Origin of the sequence: Litorivivens sp. (assembly GCF_041625495.1) — a bacterium.
Classification (GTDB): domain Bacteria; phylum Pseudomonadota; class Gammaproteobacteria; order Pseudomonadales; family Spongiibacteraceae; genus Litorivivens.
In genome coordinates, this window is sequence record NZ_JBFJTH010000005.1 from 1 (window position 1) to 21220 (window position 21220).

The following is a 21220-nucleotide window of genomic DNA, read 5'->3' on the forward strand; positions in this document are numbered from 1 at the left end:
CCTTGCCAGCGAAACAGCAGGGTCGCCTTCTCAAACACCTCGTAAGGAATCTCGGCAAAGGTTTTGGGGAAACGTTGTTTTAGATAACGCTGAAGGTCAAAGAAAGGTTCGTAATCAAATTCAGCGATATCCCCCGTAGAGATACTTGGATAGGTCAACGCGGTGGCAAGCCCTTGAGCAAGTTCCTGCTCGTTCCATTCGCCTAACGCAATCGGCGCGATATCGTCGCTCGCCGGCGGCGCAAAACCGAGCGTACGCACGATCAGCACGGCCGCCAGTAAAATCACGCCTACCAGAACAATCTTGATAATTCTCATGTGGGTTTTACTCTTTCCTTGCTGAGTATCCGAGTATTGCGTGGATGCAATCACGTGCGTTGCAAACCAGATCGGCCGACTTAAAACCTATAGCTAAACTCCAGGCCCGCCTGGCGCGGCGTACCGGGCACGCGATTGGCTACCCCGATAACGCTCGTGACTGCGATACCGCCGACAAAGTAAGGCTCATTTTTCAGATTATCGACAAAAGCCGTAACCGAGAGCTGATCATTCACCTCCCACGCCAGGCGCGCGTTATACAGCTCGTACTGGCTGATCACCGAACTGTCGTAGTCACCGCTGAGGTAATCCGTACCGATAAAAATTTCATCGGAATAGTAGTATTGCAGTTGCGGTGAGATAACACCGAAGTCTGAATACCAATCGTAGCGCAACACCAGACCACGCACATTTTGCGGCACCTGCGGAAACGCTTCGCCGCTGCGATCTACGATCGCAAAACCGTCAGCAGTATTCGTTCCCAAGCTGTATTCAATTAAGTCACCGTCGGTATAACCGGCGTTGGCGTTAATAGTGAAATCCCCGATCAAAGCCGTCAGTTCCAGTTCAAAACCGTCAACCACCGCTTCACCGGCGTTACCTGTAAACTGTATGACTTCCGTCGCGGTAGCACCGCGCTCGTATAGCGCTACCTGCAGGTCGGTATAGTCCATTTGAAAAACAGCCACGTTGAAGCGCACTCGGCTATCCAGCGCATCGAGCTTAAAACCCAGCTCCTTGCTGGTGACCAGCTCGGGCTCAAACTGTTGGATGTTAGCGCTCGTCTGGGTATTACGAATATCCAAGCCACCGGATTTGAAGCCCTTTGACACCGTGGCGTACACAATAAAGTTATCTAGGCGCAGAGCCTCTAGGGTGTCGTCGGTAGCCAGATAAGTTAGTGTCAGGTTTGGCGTGACTTCGGAAAAGCGGGTGTCGCCCACCAGCGGGTCGGCAAAGTCGAGCGGCACTTGTGGCGCCTGATAAGCAAAATACTGCTGCAACGATACTGGCGAATAGATCCCATCTTGATAATGTACAACTGGTTGCACAATAAATGGGTTACTGCCTATTTGTGCATTGAGGCGGTTGGCGTATTCCTGATAATCCGGTGTGATTTGGGTGTGAACACTGCTGCGCTTTTCTTCGGTGTAACGCACGCCCAGCGTCAGCTGCAGCCACTGCGCCATATCCCAACTTGCCTGCGCAAAAACCGCGCTGGTTTCGTTTTCGTAATCGGCATTTTGAGCCGCATTGGCCTGAACAGGCAGCACCGCATTATTTGGTAGCGCAATTCCCAGATCCACCGCCGCATCTGGTCCTACCGCTACCAGGCCATTATCCCCCACATCGGTTCCATCGAACGCGTTGTCGAGAGTTTCACGGGCAAAGAACGCGCCGAAGGTGTAGTTGAGCGTCTCATTCCAGGCACTGCCATTAAATTTCAATTCCTGAGTGAACTGGGTTCGCTCTTGATCGGGGGCACTGAGTCCGGCCCCGGCGAATACTTGATTACCGGCATCGGGCCCCACCGCAACAATATGAAGGGCGGTACCGTCAGAGTCACCGCTGATCGCTATATTGTCCTGCAAGGCGTAGCTGCTGATGCTTTCCACATCCATACCCCACATCGGCCAACGCAGCGTAAGCGCCATCATATGATTATCAATAGCGTAGCGCGCATCTTCGTCGTTTTGAGATACCTCAAAATTGTCAGCTAGGGCTGAACTGCGATCGCAGGCCTGTTTAAAATTGCTGCCATTGGGGTCGCGGTAAATGCCTTTGGTAAGAATGGCGCCGCTATTCTGGAATTGACAGTTGTAGGGAGAGCCGCGCTCGTCGATGCGGCTAAGGAAACCAAATAGATCGACCTCGAGTGACTCTGTTGCGTACCAAAGCATTCGCCCGGAGACCGCCATCCGATCCTGATCGAACAGCCCGTTACCCGCATTCACATTCTCTATCGAGCCATCGCTGCGCTTGCTATTGATGGCCAATCGTAGCGCCAGATCGTCAGTGACAGGCAAGTTGGAACTCAGTTTGGCATCTTTGCGTCCGTGGGTTCCCAGCGTCACCTTGGCGGCCAGTTCAAACTCATCTGAGTGGGGTTTTTTTGAATCCACCAGAATGGCGCCACCAATATTGTTTTTACCAAACAGGGTGCCCTGAGGGCCGCGCAGTACCTGAATGTTTTCCACATCCACCGCATCCAGCAGTTGGGCATCAGAGCGCGGGACGTATACACCGTTCAAGTACATGCCCACCCCGGGATCCAGCACCGGGTTGCCACTGCGCTGACCGATACCGCGAATAAAAATGGCGGGCGCTTTGTAGTTAGTCTGGGAGAATTGCAGGCTCGGCGCCAAGGTTTCCACGTCTTCTATGTCACTGATTCCAAGTCGATCCAACGTATCGGCTCCCACTGCGGATACCGCAATGGGCGTGTCCTGCAGGTTTTCGGCCCGGCGTCGGGCCGTGACCACCACCTCTTCCAGCACCCCACGCCCCTCGGCGGCGACGGCTGGTGAACTCACAACGCCCGGAACAAGTGCGGCGACAACTGCCACGAAAACAGAAACATAGCGATAAAACATAAGAAGCCTGACGAATTTGTTTTTGGTGAACACATTATCCCGGTTTTGCTGGGCGACACCAGTCTTTCCCTTTTAGCAAAACCATACAGGTATATGCATCTTATTGTTTTTATTGAAATAATAAAAATCATTGACCCAAAAGAACATCAAAAGAACTCAAAATGCCATAGCGGAAAGTACCTACAATAGGTTAAAATTCAACCAAGTTTTGCGCATTATTTGTTCTCTCCCAACGAGTCAAAGATTCCAGAGCCCCAAATTCCATCGCAACCTGCGACCTTAAGCACGAGTTATTAGCTGCATGATTCAAGATACTGTCCTCCCCGCCGCCCGCCTTTTCGCTCAGGCCGACAATGGCATTGTGCCGCTTGCCGCCGGCCGCCACCTTCGCTTGGCACTGAAACGATATCTTGTGCCCACCAATACCTTTGCTTTGAGCGCGAATATATCTGAACACGAAATGCAGCATGCACTGGAAAGCCGGCGGCTTACTGGGCCAGCGCTGGAGTGGTATCAGCGCATGAGACACTACGAGCACGAAGTTACCGTCAATATTGACGCGGATATCAAGCTTTACGGCGAAGCTACCCGACCTCGGTTTTTATCGGATCGTCATATGGCGATGTACAGCCCAAATGATTGGGCAATTCTGCCGTCGGCCCGCATTGCCTGCGGTATCAGCGCCTGGGTTTCTACGCATTTTGTCGACGACAGCGGTGAGAAAGTAAAAATCCACGACTTTAACCAAGTTCGCTATACCCAGTGGCTGGACCAGCACGCGCTCGATCACGACGATTCTGCCTTGGAATTCTGGCTGGCCAAGCAGGCCTGACAGGCGTCAGTCTCGGCGATACTGGTAATATTCCACAGTTTAGGTACATCCACGTAAATGCCTAAGGCGCCGAACTTGGTATAAAGCGCGTTAACACAGAGGAGCGTGGAGAAGGCAGGTGGGAAACAGCGGTCAACGGCTGAACGTCCTGGTGGCAGACGACAGTCAGGGAGACGCATTTATTATCGCCCGAGCCTTGTCCGAGTTCGACAGCCGCTGTGACGTGCGCACTGTTGGCGACGGAGAAGCCTTACTACGTGTCCTAAAGCTACGCCCGGGTAACACTGATATTTTACAGGGCAAGCTTCCCGATATCATTTTCATCGATCTGTATATGCCAAAAATCTATGGTATGCAGGCATTGCAGGAGATCAAACAGGCCCCGCACCTCACACAGATTCCCTGCGTCGTGATGTCGGCCTTCAGTACCGATAGCGATCGCCAGGAAGCAGACCGCCTGGGTGCGGCGGCATTTATTCAAAAGCCGGAGTCGCTGAAGGAATTCCGTTCAGCCATTACCGAAATCGAACATATCATCAACAGCACCACTCGTCGCCACACCTCGTCCTAATTCCTCCGGTTGAACGCAACCTCTGGTGTTCCGCCACAAGGCCATTAATAATGGCGCCATGAGCACAGAACAACCCTTACAAAAAATGGATACCCGCAGCCGGATATTGGCAATCGCGTTAAAGCATTTTGCGCGCAATGGCTACGCAGGCACCCGACTCGACGATATTGCCAACGACGTAGGCATTCGCCGACCGTCTCTGTTTCACCATTTCAAAGACAAGGCGACGCTGTACAAAGCCGTTTGGAAGTACACCATCGATGAGCAGGACGCGAAGCTGGCGCCTTACTTTGATCAAGCAGACACCAGCCCAACCGAATTGCTTAACTTGGCCACCGATGCCTGGGTGGAGTACGCCTTCAGCAATCCGGATTTTATTTATCTGTCGCTCCACGCCGCGGTGTCCGGCCGAGCGAGTGACGACCCCCAATTAGCATCCACACTGACACTGGAGCGCTGGCAACAGTTGATTGAACGCGGCGTTAACGAGGGTGTTTTCAACACAGTGCCATTTGTGGAGTGCATGTCTTTATTGGCGGGCATGACCAGCTTTTATCTAACCACCCCCAACAACGCCCTGCCGCAATTAACAGATTCATACAGTGGCGACCGGGTGCTGTTTGCAAATCGGCTGAAACTGCTGATGTCTAATCTGTTAATCAAGCCGCAGGCTGAGAACATTCTGCCTTTTCGTCGATAGCAGCGTCACCTACGGTTCAAGTTAGCAGTTTCCGGGCAAAGCTATCCATGTAACGTTTTTTATCATCCAGTGTGGCCTCAGGCCCAATGCCGAACAGGAACGGATAATTCACAGTGCCACTTACCCCCATAGCGCTGAGCCTGGCCACGGCCTCTGGGGTGAGCGGTTCAAGCAACGGCGCCACAATCTGAAAAGGCTCCTCACGGCGCGGCGAGGCTTTTCTCATGGCAAGCAGGTTAGGTACAAGCGTTTCAAGATCTTCCAGTGTATTGCCTGGTCCATACCAACCATCGCAAAGTTCGACCGCCCGACGCAGCGCGGCCGGCGAATGACCACCGCCAACCAATGGCACTGATTGCGACGGGTAAGGGCGAATTTTCACGCGATCCAGAGTGAAAAACTCATCGGCATAACTTACTTCTGCCCCACGCCAGAGTTGGCGCATCACCTCGAGCATAGCATCGGTGCGTCGTCCGCGGCGGCTAAAATCGACGCCAAACTGATCAAACTCCTCTTTTAACCAGCCAGACCCCAGGCCCAAGGAAAACCGGTTATCGCTAAGCCTGGACAGCGTCGCGATATTCTTGGCAAGCTCCACGGGATGCCTGAGCGGCACCACGTAGATACCCGTCATGAATTCCAATGTGCGCGTTACAGCCGCAGCGGCAGCAAAGCTGATCAGGGGGTCCGGGAACTCCATATCCGGGGTTTGCGGCGAAACCCCGTCAGCCGAATAGTAGTAGCGCGACCGCGTTTTCGCTGGATAGTAAATGTGCTCTGCCAGAATTAACCCTTTAAACCCGAGCTGCTCTGCATGCATTGCAATGGCGGGAATCTGTTCGGTCTCACACCAGCTGATAACTTGCCAAAAATCCATTTTCACCCCTTCCGTTAAACGTTAAAAGTTGAACGACGAACGCTGACTGTAGCGAGTTGACTTAGTCAAAGAATATCCACCACATGGGGGATCAGCCATTTGGCGTAGGCATAGCGACAAATAGGCTGCACAATACAAAAAATTCTGACATGAGCGTTGAGATGAACGAACTGAAAGCCTCTGATTACCAGGTACCAGAAGACTACCAACACTGGGCAGGCGACCCAGCTGAAGACAATGTCGGCCCCTTCTTCTGTAAATCCATGGCGCCGCGTTCCGAGACCGCCCTGCGGTTGCAGGAGAAACACTGCAATATGTTCGGCATTGTGCACGGCGGCGTATTAATGGCCTTTGCCGACTACACCCTGTGCTTGGCAGGCATCGAAAACACCGAACAGGGCTGCGTTACGGTAACCTGTGACAATCAGTTTATTGCCTCAGCCAAGGCCGGTGAACTGCTAACCGGCCACGGCGAACTCATTCACCGAACCCGAAAATTGGCCTTTGTTCGCGCCACACTCACAGTCGGCGAGCGGGTAGTATTGAGCGCTACCGCCACGTTGAAAATGAAGACACCCTAACTGCCGGCGCTTCGGCTGATAAACACTGCTTGGTCTGAGTGTTTATCAGCCCACCATACTCGAAGTGTTAGACCCGCCCCTGACCCTGCGGCCCTTCTCTTGCTAAACCCAACCACTAAAACTACCTATCTCATTGTTATATATAAGAATTGTAGTTTATTGCACTGTAATGAGTTCTTTTAATTTGGCCTCCAATGTCAATTGCACCGGATACTAGGCTGTGTATTATATGATCACTGTCAACTCTGCAACGTTCTGATATATAAATTCATAAAAATTTATCAGAGTTTACAAGATAAGCGCACACCCTTGCGCATTGCCCACAACCAAATAGCAGCCTGAGGTTGATTTCCTATGCCGATCCTTAATCGCATGAGCGTGCCTGCAATCGTTTTCTTTCTTACCGCCTGTGGGGGTGGTGGCAGTAGCTCTGGTGGCGGGGGCGGAGGTGCTCCCAACAGCCAGAATGGGCAATTTATCGACGGCCCCGTTCAGGGGGTCGCCTACAAGCGCAATGGTACGGGTGCTTTCAAAACCCGGGCAGATGGTTCGTTTACCTTTGTTCCCGGTGAGACTCTCAACTTCACGCTGGGCGGTATAACTTTTGGTGACGTTAACACATCTGCCGACACACTCTTTGTCACCCCAGACTCCTTTAGTGAAAACCCAGACGTAGCGATCAATATAACGCGCTTTTTTCTAACCCTGGACAAAGATGGCAACCCCGATAACGGCATCCAGATTTCCCTGCGCGCGCAGGACACCGCAACGCAATTCAGCGGCAACGTCGATTTTGAAAATTTTGATGGCTCTGCACTGGAAACCTTCGTTAAAACCGCCAACGGTGGCGCAGAACGAACCGTTGTTTCTCCAGCAGTGGCCAAAAAACACCTGGAAGAAAGCCGCAAAGACATTGCCGACGGCCAGTTTGACTACGATAAGGGCGTGGACAGTGATGAGGACGGCGTTTCCGACGCCAACGACAATTGCCCCAACAGCACCCCGCCGGTGCAGGCAGACGGCTGTGCAAATGAAGCCGAACGCAGCGCCGACACCGATGGTGACGGAATTGAGAACCGATTCGACAACTGCCCTTCAGTCGCAAACCCGGATCAAAAGAACTCGGACAGCGACCCGCGCGGTGACGCTTGCGATAAAGACGACGATAACGATGGCCTGACCGACGACAGCGAAACCGAACAAGGCAGCGATCCGACCAACCCAGACACGGATGCGGATGGCATTCGCGATGGTGATGATAATTGCCCTATAGACAGCAATGCAGATCAAGCTGACTTTGACCGCGATGATTTGGGCGACACCTGCGATAGCGATGACGACAACGATGGCACCAACGATGATGATGATGCCTTCCCAAATGACCCCAATGAAGATACAGATACCGACGGTGACGGCATCGGTAACAATGCCGACGACGATGACGACAATGACGGCGTTCGTGATGAAGACGATGCGTTTCCGCTGAATAAAGATGAAGACACTGACACCGACGGCGATGGCATTGGCAACAATGCCGATGACGATGACGACAATGACGGCGTTCGCGATGAAGACGACGCGTTCCCGTTAGATTCTGAAGAGTCAGTCGATAGCGACGGCGATGGTATTGGCAACAATGCTGATGACGATGATGATAACGATGGCACCAAAGATGACGATGATGCCTTCCCCACAGACCCATCGGAAGATACCGACACCGACGGTGACGGCCTTGGCAACAATAAAGACGATGATGACGACAACGACGGTGTCAGAGACGAGGACGACGCCTTCCCCCTAGATAAAAACGAATCAAAAGACAGCGACGGCGACGGTGTTGGCGACAAAGGTGATCAATGCGCCAATACGCCGGCAAATGAAGCAGCTAATTCAACAGGATGTAGTGTTTCGCAAATCGAGTTCGCTTCGTGTGAACTTGACGCCAATCTAGAAGGCGGAAGAAGTATTGAGGTTGCATTAAAAACCTTTGACGACGAAACCGTAACATTCCAGATTCTTGAACCCGACAGCATCGAGTGCGCCAACACTCATCTAGGTGCCCATCCTCTGATGATGCATGGTCCGGGCTACAGCCTTCCCCGTGCGGTCGACGGCTTTGAAGAGTATCGCCGTGCTGGCTATACCGTCATTTCCTGGGATCCTCGCGGGTTTGGCAAGTCCACCGGCACCGTGCGTGGCATGGATCCAGACTTTGAAGGCCGCTACCTGAATCAGATTCTCGACTGGGCAGAGAAAAACCTGGATTTCCTCGCCTGGCGCGACGAGTCTACTGGAGAGTTCATTAGCCGCCCCCTCAATGCCACGAGCGTTGTCAATGGCGTCAACCTTGTTGTCGGCGCGCAAGGCTCCAGTTATGGCGGCGGCTTCCAGCTCGCACTGTTGGCTACTGACAAAAAGAAACGTCTCGACGCCATCGTACCGGATATCACCTGGCACGATTTGCGAAACTCCCTAAATCCGGGCGACGTTGTAAAAAGCGCCTGGGGGCTTGTACTGTCCGGCGCCGGTGAAGCGCAAGGCAACGCCGCCGGCTTGCAGGCACTGCAAGACAACCCCGGTAACTTCATGCCCACCCAGTTCAGTCAGGACCCCTTCACGAAGGAAACCGTCGCTCGGGCACTGTCTACCAACGAGTGGCCGCGCCGCTCTCTGGACTGGTTCCACTATCGCGGACTGGGCTACTGGTGTGCCGCCAATGGCCTACCGGCCATGCCCTACCCGGATTATTCTCAGGAAGACGACCAGATTCCCATGCTCGACCCGAACGGCAGCTACAACGTACCGAACCGGCGGGAAGATGGTCGTCCGGGTATCGGTTCATTCCTGGTTGAAGCGCCTAACCCGACTCGTTACTTCGAAGGCATGAAGGTTCTGCTGACTCATGGCATGATCGACACACTGTTCGACTTCAACGAAGTCTGGTGGAATCAGCAGTGTCTCACCGCGGCTGGCGCAGATGTCAGTATCCAGACCCACCATGGCCAAGCATTGGGGCATGTACTGCCTGTTGTGCAATCACCCGACAAAACGTCCTCGGGTGAAGGCCGTTGCGGCTATGACACCTTTGCGTGGTTTGAACACAACCTGCGCGGCGCGCAAAACGAGGGCGCTGAAGCCGGTGTGTGTTTTGCACTTGGCAGCGCCGACGATTCAGTGACACTGCCTGCAGATCAGGTACTGGCACCACAATCCAACCCAGCCTTTGCCCACGTGCGGGATAACTTTACGGAACGCGCGGTTAGCCCCATCACACCGATACCCAACGGCCCTGTAGGCGCTGCCCACGGCAGCGGTAACTTGCCGATCCATGCGCCCTTGGGTACAGCCACGTCAGACCTAATTCTCGCAGGTATTCCTCATATCAGTGTGGTCGTGAGCAGTGTCAGCACGATCAACGAAAACTTCTGCGAAAATGGCCGCAATCCGCAAGGCACCCGCGAAGGCTGCGACAGCATTACCTTTGTCGGCCTGGGCCTGAAGCGCAGCGGCATGCCCAATTATGGCCTCGTTGACGATCAACTCACCCCCCTGCGCGGTCTGGGTACTCATGACGTCGACCTGGTCGGTGTTGCTGAACGTATCAAAGCAGGAGACGAACTCGCCCTGTTGTTCTACGCAGAACACCCCCAGTTTGCTGCATCAGTTTCACGGGATCTAAGCATTCCTGCGGTGAGCGTGGAAGGTGTCGTTGAATTGCCGCTTTATACCACTGACGATAGTGGGCAACCTGAACCCGGCTCTTCTGCCAGTGACGCACTCGCCAGCTCTGGCGGCAGTGATCCATCTGATCCAAGTGACGAGTTTTTAGTCTGCGCCCCTGAAACTGGCTACTGTGTAAACGAGATACCCGCCATTGGCCCGGCATTACAAGATGCCGTAAATCAACTTTACTCAGGGTTAATCAGCGCCGGATTACCTGTTAATGACGCTCCGCTCCTCATTGAATCAGCACGTGCATCGGTTCAGGGCTGTGATGTCCTCGATCCAGCACACTGCCTGCTCCCCTTTCCCAGTGACCAGTTTACGGTTGCAGCCAACCCAGGCAGTCCGCAGTCAGCCAGCAATGGTGGTACCGATCGCCGGGTAAACTTCAGCCCGCTGGCCATGCCGCGAAATATTGCCGGCAAACCCATTGACCCGACCGAATGGAACCGCAATGACGGCTTCTCGCCGGGGCAATTGATACTGACCTACGTACCAGACCTGGCCACAGTCAACGACCAAAACGGTAAACCCTTGGGGCCGATTGAGGGCGCGGTGCCCATTACCCGTCTAGCTGACTACCGTCTCGATAATGCACCTGTGGTGGTCATTAACACTGAGACCGGCGAACGCCACCCGGTCTGGGCTGAAATCGATCTTAACGCAGGCATATTTATTCCCGCGCAACCCTCGATACCCTCGCCACCAACGATGGGGTCCAAACGACCCGCATTGATTATTCGTCCGGCACAAAATTTTGAGGAAGGGACTCGCTATATTGTTGCACTGCGCAACCTGAAAGATAACAACGGCGACACCATCGACGCTGGGCCGGCTTTCCGTGTCTGTCGCGATGGCCTGAATTCTCAGCTACCTCAGATTCAAGAGCGCTGTGAGCAACTGAACGACAAGGTCTTCGACTTCCTGCCTCAGGACATTAAGCGTGAGGAGCTCTACCTCGCTTGGGATTTTACCGTCGCCAGCCAGCGTAGCCTCGCCGGACGACTGCTTCACCTGCGCGACGATGCGTTTGCTTCGCTGGGTGAAACCATCGACATCCTTCCTGGCGAAGACGGTTACCAAATGGGCAGGGCGCCCACGGTAACCGTGGACCTTACCCAAGAAAATCCAAACAGCCGTATCGCTCGCCGCGTGGAAGGCACGATTACCGTTCCCAGCTACGTGCTACCGAGTGATCCTTCCCCACTGGAGGGCGGTGACTTTAATGCCTTGTTTAATCAGCTGCGGGATAACTACCCGGAAGCACTTGCTGCAATTCGCAGTCAGTGTCGCGCCTTCGCACCGCTGAGCGAAATGTGTCTGGCTTTCGACCCCGATGCGCCGGAATTTGGTCGTGCGGTCAGCCTGCCACCTAATCGTTTTTTCTATGACCCGACGGATGCTAACGCTTCGCCGTCGCAATTCGGGGATGGGCTGCCAGATCGCGCAAGCGATCAAGCCACCATGACGCGCAAATACATCTGTAACATCCCGAATTCTGCTCTGCAGTCGCCTGCCAGACCGTCTCTCTACGGGCACGGTCTGCTGGGCAGCCGGGGCGAAGTGAATTCCGGACACGTTGCGGATATGGCCGACGCGCACAATATGATGTTCTGTGCTGTCGACTGGTTCGGTTTCTCCGAAGGCGATCTGCCAAACATCGTGACCATTCTGTTGGACGTATCCAACCTGCCACTGCTGGCCGATGGTTCTCAGCAAGGCATGTTGAATATGATGTTCCTTGCCCGCGCCATGAAACACCCGGAAGGTTTTGCCGCTCTACCTGCATTCCAGAATGCTAATGGCGAGCCTCTGTTTGACACGCGTGAGGTTTACTACGACGGCAACAGCCAGGGTGGCATCATGGGTGGCCCGGTGGTTGCCGTATCGCGTGATGTGAATCGCGGCGTGCTCGGCGTACCGGGTATGAACTACTCAACCCTTCTGCGTCGCAGTGTTGATTTTGATTTGTACTCGATCCCGCTGAACGCCGCCTACCACGACGACCTCGATCGGTCTTTAGTGTTCTCCCTGATGGAGATGATCTGGGAGCGCGCTGAAAACAATGGCTATGCCCACCATATGGCCACCGGCAGTTCAAGTAATACGCCCTACCCGAATACGCCGGACAATGAGCTGCTGCTACAGGTAGGCTTCTCCGACCACCAGGTTACGATGTGGAGCGCCGACGTTATGGCGCGCACGCTGCACGCGGCGGTTGACCGGCAGGATCTCAGCTCGCCCGATCGTCACCCTGATGAGCAGGAATACGCATTGCTGGACGACCTGACCGTTGCCGGCGGTGCGCAGTACATTAATCGGCGTTACAGCGGTTCAGCGCTCGCGATCTATGATGCACCTTGGGATGCCACGCCCGATGGACGCTGCGCTGGCGATATTACGCTGCCCGCACCCATCGGCAATGTTTCACCCCGAAATGCGGGCGACGATCCGCACGAGTGTCCACGTCGCGAACCTTCTGCCAAATGTCAGAAGTCTCACTTCCTGTATACAGTCAGTACAGTGCTGGATGTGAATGGCATAAGCGACGACGGACTGTGTGACGCCTTGCCGGCATTACCCGACAGTGACGGCGACGGGGTTCCGGACCGCGACGATGCTTTCCCCGGTGACCCAACTGAGTCGAGCGACCTTGATGGCAACGGCATTGGGGACAACGCCGACCCGGACGATGACGGCGATAGCTACAATGATGACGTCGACAACTGCCCGACCATCCCTAACGATCAGACCGATACCGATAATGACGGCCAAGGCGACGCCTGTGATCCCCCGGATGACAGCGACAACGACGGCGTTGCCGATGTCAATGATCAGTGCCCCGCCACCCCCGATGGCAGCGATGTGAACGGCGACGGCTGTGCGGCTGAGCAACTCGTCAATGCATCCTGTGACCAGGGCACCAAACTTGAAGGCGGCGATAGCTACCAGGTCGTACTCAGCTCTGACAGCGGTCACCCCATCAGCTTTCAGGTGCTAGAACCCAACGCCATTGATTGTGGCAAAACCGCCAACGGCGCCCACCCGCTTGTGCTCCACGGACACGGCTTTGGCGGCTCGCGCAGCACCGGCGGTTTTAGTGATCTGCGCGACGCAGGTTTTGCCGTTATCAGCATCGACCAGCGCGGCTTTGGTCAAAGCGGCGGCACCGTGCGAGTAATGGATCCGGATTTTGAAGGCAAGGATCTAATACAGATACTGGATTGGGCGGAGCAAAATCTCGACTATCTCGCTTGGCGCGATGAAAGCACCGGCACCTTTATCAACCGTCCAGCCAACCCGCAAAGCGTGGCCAAAGCCGATAATCTCGTGGTCGGCACCATTGGCAGCAGCTATGGCGGCGGCTATCAAATGCTGCTCCACGCGGTCGATGAGAAAGAGCGTATCGATGCGATGGTGCCGGATATTACCTGGCACGATCTGCGCTACAGCCTCAACCCCGGTGATGTACTGAAAACTGCCTGGGATTTGCTACTGGTCGCCGGCGGCGAAGCTGGCAGCTACGGCCCCGGACTCTCTGCGGGCCAATCGCCGCTGGCGCGAGGCCTCGATCCCTATATCAAGGAAACACTCTTGCGCGGTGCAAGCACCAATGAGTTTCCGCGCAGCGCACTGGACTGGTTCCGCTACCACAGCCCCAGTTACTGGTGTGGTCTCAACGACGAGCCTGTACGCCCCTATTCTGCCAACGAAAGCCCGATTAACAACAACCTGCAGGACTTTCAGGAAAGCCCCGGCAGCAACACCCGCAGTGGTCAGCCCACTGTCGATGTGCTGCTGACCCAGGGTTTGCGCGACACTCTGTTTAATTTCAACGACGCCTGGTGGAACTACCAGTGCATGAAGGAACGCGGCGGTGATGTGCGCCTGCTGACCCACCAGTCGGGCCATAACCTTCAGGGCTATGCGCCCGGTCCTGGCCCCCTTGCCTTTCAGGAAGGCTCCGGTACTGGCAACTGCGGTGACATTAATCGCAGCACTGCAACACTCGACTGGCTGAATGAGAAACTGAAAGGCATCGATCCCGGTGCTTCACTCAACGGTACGGAAGGCGCGCTGTGTCTGTCTTTGAGTGACAACGATGCAGTGCTTATACCTGACGACCAACTGCTCGCCACACGCTTTGGTCAAACCGGCATTGGCAACAACGCTTTTGTGATGGATAACCTGGCCCTCAGTAGCATCCCCAATGGTGCGCTGGCCCAGCAACTCTACAACGCGGGGAAGTCCTTTTCGGTTTTGCCGCTGGTGTCAGTCGAGGACGCTAATGGCGCCATCCTCGCCGGTATTCCACTGGCCTCGCTTACAGTCACCAGTCCTCAGGTGGCTAACGATGAAGCCTGTGGTGTTGGCCGCGTACCAACGATTCGTGCGGGTTGCGACAGCATTAGCTATGTAGGCCTTGGCGTAAAACGCGCTGGCACCGATGAGTGGCGACTCATCGACGACCAGATCATGCCAGTGCGCGGCCTGGGTGAGCACCCAGCCGTAGAGATGGTCGGCATTGCCGAACGGCTGAATCAAGGTGACGAGCTGGCTCTGCTGGTGTACGGCTATCACCCACAGTTTCTCGCCTCTTTCTCGCGTGATCCATCCATTCAGGCAGTGAACCTGCAAGGCACGATTGAATTGCCTGTTTACGCCGTGGATGCGCAAGGGCAGCCTGACTTCAGTCAGCCCGCCAGTTCGGCTCTACGCCGCATAACAGATTCCAACAGTACCTGCAGCAACCTTTCCAGTGGCCTCAATCCGCAGTGTCTGGCGACCGGCAACGCAGCCCATGTGGTTCGCTCCCTGTGCGACTACCAATGGCAGTCCGAGTTCTGCCAAGCCTTTGCATTTGCCGATCCCGATTATAACGGCGGCGAGAGTGACGGCCCATTAGTACAACGCGTGGGCGCCGTGCACGAGCACAGCGGCTATTCCGACGGCGATCCGGCCATGCGCCCTGCTGACTACTTTAAAGCCGGACGTATTGGCCACAACACCACCGATGATGGCAACGGTGACAGTGGGGTTATCCTCGACTTTATGTGGTCATCCGAGCACTCGGATAATGAAAAGCTATCGATTACCACAGCGGCAGTTTGCGCCCAAGCCTTTGCACCACCCAGCGCTGATACCATCGCTACCTTCCTGTCCTGTGCCAACGCTGAAGAAAACGATCAGTACTTTAAATGGCAAGCGACACTCGAACAGGCAAGCGCCGCAACCGAACGCGATGCCAATGGTGAGTACATTGGATTTACCGCCCTGCGTGGTTTCGAGTGGACCAACGACTTCTACAACCATATGAACGTGTATGGTTCGACCAATATCATCAACGCCAAAAATGACGGCAGCTACGCCAGCATGGATTTCATGTGGGACTGGCTGCGCACTCCGGCGGTAGAAGGCGGTGGTTCCGATGCCTTGGTCGCCTTTAACCATCCCGGTGGCAACCCCTCACTGACTCCGTTTGATAGCGGTCACGATATTTTAAATACTGGCGGCAGCGCCAACTGGAACGACCTGAGCTACGTTCCCGATGTCGATGACAACGTGGTAGCGATGGAAGTTCGCGGTGGCGACGATATTGAGTTTTACGTAAAAGCTCTGACCAAGGGCTGGCATATCGGCCCGGTTGATGCGGAAGATGAGCACCAGCGCGAATGGGCCAACACTTCCGACGGCAAAACCTTGATTTTTACTCGGGGCCGTAAGCCGCAGGATTATTACGTCGCCCTCCAGAACCGTCGAACTGTTGCCGTAAGCAGTCGCGTGGTCGGCGGCACTCCCGGTACACCAGCACAAACACCCTCACTGCTCTACTGGGCCAATGGCCAGTCTATGAATAGCGGGCAACCGCTGGGCTCTATCATCCCGACAATACCCTCTCCCCAAGTTCAGCATTTCCTGAATATTCAGGCAGATAACTTGCCCGTCGGCGCGCAACTGGCTTTGGTTAGCAATACGCGAGGTGGTCAGGACGACCCAATTTCGCTGGGTGCCGCTGACGGCTTGGGTCATTTCACAACTCAGCTAGGCGTTAATCATCCAGCGCGCGGTCAGGACTGGTATTTTGTGGTTGCCTGCCCGGCCACTGAAAACAACTGTGGTGGCAATCGGAATCACCTGCTGGTCTCTGCGCCAATCTGGTTTGGCGAACAGGCGCCACCGACAGCCAACCCCGGATTTGCCGATGCGCTAAATCTCTATGGTGAGGGTCTGCAACAGGTCATTGCCGAACTGAGCAATAACAATCTGGAAGGTGCCATCGCGGCCCTGCAGGGATCGACTGGCGCATTCGTCGGTGATGTTACCCAAATCGCTGCCGTGCAGGCCGGTGCGGCGGCGGGCCTGAATACAGGTCACCCGGCTGAGCCAGACGCTGGCCCCTATAATCCTCCCGGACAATTACTCGCCGGTGTCGCTAAGAAAGCCATCGCCGTACCGGTGGGCACTCCTCTGGGCGGCTATGCTCGACCGCCAGTGTTTGGCGACTTCTTCCCTATTGCGGATGAATTCGAAAATTTCCCCGGCGGCGACCCCTCAGCACCCTTTGAGTTCTTTGTCTCGGAGTTTGCTGATTTCTTACCGGCCCAAGATCACGACGGGCATCCACTTCCAACCGTACCCGATGAAGCCCGCGCCGCCCACTCACCCTATGCGACCTATTCCCCTCCGTCTCGCGGTTACTACGATTCACTGATTACCAAGGCCGTCGCCCTCTACGACGGCAGCGATTGTGTGGTAATGGTTAAAACCGACTTTATCGGCATGCTTGATGAAGTGGTGCAGAAAGTGGCCGAGGTGGCTACCACTGAACTTGGCGACAACCTGCCGCAGGGATGCAATCTGAAAGAAGGGCTGGTGATGTCTGCCACCCATACCCACGACGGCCCCGGCGCAATTGCCAACCACTCTGCCCGCTATTTCTGGCTGGCCATGGACTACTATCAGCCCGCCCTGTTCAACCGTATTGTCAGCCAGCTTGCCCAACCTGTGGTCGATGCTCTGAGCAATATGCAACCCGCCAAAGTGGGGCATGCGACAGGTTCCGACACTCAGGGTCTGAATGGCTTTCGCCGTTCGCGTTCACCCTACTCCGCCGAGCGTATTGCCGAGCAGAATAGCCTACGCAAACGCATTGGTGTGATCCGGGTCGACAGCGCAGATAACGAACCTCTCGCAGTCGTGGTCAATTTTGCGGCCCACGGTATCGCCTTCGACGTAGAGAATCTCTATTTCTCAGGTGATGTGCTGGCCGCGGTTGAGCGCGAAGTTGAACAACAATTCGATACGCCGGTTGTCGCCATGTTGATCCAAAGCGCAGGGGGTGATGTTAGCCCACGCAATGTCGCCAAACCCAAATTGCAGGGCATTGAACGCTACGGCAAGTTGATGGCGCCGCAGGTCCTATCAATCTACGACAGCATCAGCGAACTGGCATTGACGCCAGATATTCGCGCCGTGTCGCAGCGCATCATTCTCTCGCGCGAAGCACTCGGCTATGAGAACTATGAGTACCCCTATGAATGGGGTGCCGCCCAGTGCAATAGCGATGCGGGCGTACCTTTTGTCGGCCCCAGCAGTGGCGAACAGATACCCTACTGCCTGCCTGCACCGCCGCCCGACACCATTGACCTTGCCGACAATGGCGTGGCTGAAAATGGCGCTTTCGTGCCCCAGGACACCCGCGTCACGGCCTTTAAAATTGGTGACGCCTACTTTCTGGCCCAGCCTGGCGAACCGCTGGTGGAGCAGGGATTGCGTCTGCAAGACGATCTGATGGCACTGGGGGTACCAGCTGAAAATGTCTTTATCTGGGGTTACTCACAGGATCACATTGGCTACATCCTGCCGGACTCCGAGGAATCCTGGAAACTCGGTGACACCGAAGGCACCACCACCTTCTGGGGCTGGAAACAAGGCGGTCGCATTCAGCGCGCAAGCATTGAACTCGCCACGGCCCTACTGTTTGATCAGGTGCCCCCCAAAGATGAGTTTGCCGCCAACTTTGCGCTGTATAGCGACTACTACAATAAAGTGCCCGATGCCCAGCCGACACCCAACATAGCTAACCCTCTAGCGACGTTGCAGCCAAACGATATCCAGCGCTTTGGCACGACCTACTTCACCTGGGAAGGTAACGATCCACTGGCTGAACTGCCAACGGTTACTCTCGAAGTGGAAACGTCACCCAATAACTGGGCGCCAGTACGACGACGCAACAGCGAAATCATCGACACTCAATACGAAACCCATCTCGACTACCGCTTGAGTCTGGGCAGTCATTTGTGGACCGTGACTTTTGAAGCCCCGCTCGACTGGCCCGCCGGCAACTACCGGTTCCGTATTGTAGGCACACACATCGACACCGGCGATGAAAACTACACACTGGAATCCGAAGCGTTTACGATAAGCAATGCCGACAATCTAATCGTCAGCGAACCTGTTGAAGACAACGGTATATATAGCGTAACGCTGTCCTATCCGGCTCAACCAGACAATTACCGACTGATAGACCCCGCCGTTGATCCCCGCCAGGAAGCGCCGGTGCGCCAAGGCTTCGTGGTATTCAGCAACGGTGTCGACGCAGTTATGGCCGACTCTCCGGTTATCGACAACAACGTAGCTACTTATTCCGCCAGCATCACCGATCTGGGTAATGGTATTACTGCCGACGCAGTCGATGTGTATGGCAATACCTCAACACTTGCTGGAAGCGGTTCTGACATCGATCGCGGTAGCGGCATACTAGGCGTGCTGGCAGATTTCTTCGCCAGCCTCTCCGGCGTCATTCAAAGCTTCCTTTCCGGTGATTTTGAAGGCGCTGGCGATGCACTGAATCAAGCTCTGGCCCAGTTTTCCAGCGGAATAAGCAACTGGTTTACGGGCGAGGAGGACAGTCTCGCTGCCATACTGGCCGCCGCCAGTACCGGCGACGCCACCCGCTTCCAATCAGAGGTGGGTAATGCGCTTGGCTTGCATACCGACCCCGCCAGCGCAGGCCAACAAGCTTTGTCGGCCGCCCGCGATGCGGAACCGGTGGTATTGACCGGTGCCCAGTTGCCAGGCTGGTCAGTACCCGCCGCGCAGGGCGTAGCCGAACCCTACCCCAGTGGAGTGGGCGCCGATGGCGAATTCATTACCGAACCGGCAGAGCTGAACAAACGTGACGCCCATAATGGCATATTGCTTTACCCCGCCCCGGGCACCGAAGACTTTGTTCCCACCGGGATGCCAGTAAATGAAATTGCCGCTTACCGCTACGACGCCGACCATCCCTCCGCCAATAGCTTTGGCTATGTCGAGATCCCGGTGCAAGTAGATGAACGCATGCCCTACTTCCTGGCCAACGCCGAATCGGACTTTTCCTTTTATTCGGGGACAGACCCCGAGCTCAGCTACGTGTGGGATCGCGAGACCTGGAACGCTGGAGGCGATGGCTGTGATGCACAATACCCATCCGCAACTCCGGATCCGATTGCCGGTATTGACGAGGATGACGAAATTGTCTTTATGGCATCTGACGCTGGCGAAATAAGCCCGTCTCCCAGCTTTCCGGCTGACTGGAAAGCTGTACAGATGATTTCGCTGGCTGACCCCCTGCAAGCGACTGCCACTGATCCGGCTGACCCACAGCGCGTTGTCTATCTGGTACAAAAAGACGGCGGCTCTTCCTTTAGCAGCGCCAATGGCTATGTGAACTACCAGCGCGCAGCCAATGCCGATGAGTGGATCGACCGCCATATCTTTAGCGATAACGACCCGAAAAAACTTGGCAGCAGTAACCGAGGGTACGGCCCCAACCGCACTGGCACCATCTGCGTATCCAGCCTCGACAAATATCACGGCGACGCAGGGCAATGCCAGTTCAACGGAAACGTTTATGTCTGCCCTTCAACAGACCGCTTTCCGAGAGACGGTGTGGTGGTCAGTTCCGATACCTACCGCTGGGAAGCCACTGGCCGCTGGATGGTGCGCGATATCCGTATCAAGCAGCCTTCGGCCAGTGATCCGGATGAAAGCTACTGGCAATCGCGTCCCGATCTGATCGACCGATGGAAAGGCCGCGCATTCCAGCAAAGCCCCGACTCGGTGGTTTCACTGGTCGGCTTTGAAGACGAACAGGTGAATTGGGAAGCCAACTCCACGATTCTTGGCGAGCGTGCCGGACCGGTACGTGCCATCCGCGAAGTGTGGGGCGCCGATTCCGGCACCAATGTAACCAAAACGGAAACCTTCTATCGCGATGCGATTACGTATCGCTACCGCGTGCGGGTACACCCCATTCCGCCCGACGGTCTGTACACCTCCTGGGACTACAACCGCAGTGCCATGGTGCCAGTTCCGGGTGAAAACGTAGAGGAAGGTCGCTACTTCACGGTGTTGCGCCCGCAGGGCGTACCGATTGACGGTATCAACGACGAGTTCGGCCAGATTGACAGCCTGTTTGGCTCGCCGGCCTTCTTTGATGCGCCTGATCCCACCTTTAACTTGGCGCTCGGTTTTGAAAACTGGGAACAGGTTTCAGGCAAGGGCGACAGCGGCTCACTGGTGTATATCTTTGAGTTGAAAAACGCTCAAGCTTTGGCCAACCCCTTGATCGTGCCCTACTACAGAGATGACGCCTGCCTCGATGACGGCACCGGCGATGATCCGGTGGCCCGGCCGTGGCCCGGTGAAACCTCTACCGACTCACGGGTAATCAGCGGCTACGAACAGGCTAACGACGGTACGCCCTATGAGCAGTTGCGCTGTGACCAACGCCAAGGGGCTTTTGGCGCACACGGCATTCACTACTTCTTTACTCACGATAGTGACAACGCTTTTTCCCCTGCGCCAGTCACAGAGATTGATGGTCAGCAATGGCAGTTTATGGTGCCAACAGATACGCCGCACAATGTTGCTGAGCCCTACGCAAATACTGTGCGATCAAGGCTCATCCCAGTTGCCACGCCACTGATCGCACCGACTAATTAGTCGGCGTATCGCACAATATTGAGGAGAAGCCCTGCC

Annotated in this window: 7 protein-coding genes and 1 pseudogene; 5 read left to right on the forward strand and 3 right to left on the reverse strand. The window is 55.3% G+C overall.

The features are described 5' to 3' along the window. Both ABYP39_RS01100 and ABYP39_RS01105 read right to left on the reverse strand, forming a co-directional pair. Positions 1 to 317: pseudogene (locus ABYP39_RS01100) on the reverse strand (hypothetical protein); the annotation flags it as partial. Between the two features lie 80 nt (positions 318 to 397). Further along, positions 398 to 2884, reverse strand: a complete 2487-nt coding sequence (locus ABYP39_RS01105; protein WP_372780806.1) for a TonB-dependent receptor — start codon at positions 2882 to 2884, stop codon at positions 398 to 400. 328 nt (positions 2885 to 3212) lie between these two features. Between ABYP39_RS01105 and ABYP39_RS01110 the strand changes: the two genes are divergently transcribed. From ABYP39_RS01110 to ABYP39_RS01120, 3 genes are all read left to right on the forward strand, one after another. Then, positions 3213 to 3743: a hypothetical protein gene (locus ABYP39_RS01110; protein ID WP_372780807.1), complete on the forward strand. Its 531-nt coding sequence runs from the start codon at positions 3213 to 3215 to the stop codon at positions 3741 to 3743. Positions 3744 to 3861: 118 nt separating this feature from the next. Beyond that, positions 3862 to 4314, forward strand: coding sequence for a response regulator (locus tag ABYP39_RS01115; protein ID WP_372780808.1), 453 nt, complete (start codon positions 3862 to 3864; stop codon positions 4312 to 4314). A gap of 58 nt (positions 4315 to 4372) precedes the next feature. Then, a complete protein-coding gene (locus ABYP39_RS01120) occupies positions 4373 to 5014 on the forward strand; it encodes a TetR/AcrR family transcriptional regulator (RefSeq protein WP_372780809.1) in 642 nt (213 codons plus the stop codon). A gap of 16 nt (positions 5015 to 5030) precedes the next feature. Here the strand turns inward: ABYP39_RS01120 and ABYP39_RS01125 are convergent, their stop codons facing one another. Further along, positions 5031 to 5891 carry an LLM class F420-dependent oxidoreductase gene (locus tag ABYP39_RS01125; protein WP_372780810.1) on the reverse strand — a complete coding sequence of 287 codons (861 nt, stop codon included), beginning with the start codon at positions 5889 to 5891 and terminating at the stop codon, positions 5031 to 5033. Positions 5892 to 6052: 161 nt separating this feature from the next. Here ABYP39_RS01125 and ABYP39_RS01130 point away from each other — a divergent pair, with 161 nt between their 5' ends. Together ABYP39_RS01130 and ABYP39_RS01135 are read left to right on the forward strand one after the other, a co-directional pair. After that, on the forward strand, positions 6053 to 6472 hold the full coding sequence (locus ABYP39_RS01130; protein WP_372750374.1) for a PaaI family thioesterase: 420 nt from the start codon (positions 6053 to 6055) through the stop codon (positions 6470 to 6472). Positions 6473 to 6826: 354 nt separating this feature from the next. Further along, positions 6827 to 21184 (forward strand): neutral/alkaline non-lysosomal ceramidase N-terminal domain-containing protein, encoded by a 14358-nt coding sequence (locus ABYP39_RS01135; protein ID WP_372780811.1) that lies wholly within the window; start codon positions 6827 to 6829, stop codon positions 21182 to 21184. The last annotated feature ends 36 nt before the right edge of the window (positions 21185 to 21220 follow it).

Excerpts from the sequence above, each read along its gene's own strand:
- ABYP39_RS01110 (WP_372780807.1), top strand. The coding sequence starts at position 3,213 with ATGATTCAAGATACTGTCCTCCCCGCCGCCCGCCTTTTCGCTCAGGCC.
- ABYP39_RS01120 (WP_372780809.1), top strand. The coding sequence starts at position 4,373 with ATGAGCACAGAACAACCCTTACAAAAAATGGATACCCGCAGCCGGATA.
- ABYP39_RS01125 (WP_372780810.1), bottom strand. The coding sequence starts at position 5,891 with ATGGATTTTTGGCAAGTTATCAGCTGGTGTGAGACCGAACAGATTCCC.
- ABYP39_RS01130 (WP_372750374.1), top strand. The coding sequence starts at position 6,053 with ATGAACGAACTGAAAGCCTCTGATTACCAGGTACCAGAAGACTACCAA.
- ABYP39_RS01135 (WP_372780811.1), top strand. The coding sequence starts at position 6,827 with ATGCCGATCCTTAATCGCATGAGCGTGCCTGCAATCGTTTTCTTTCTT.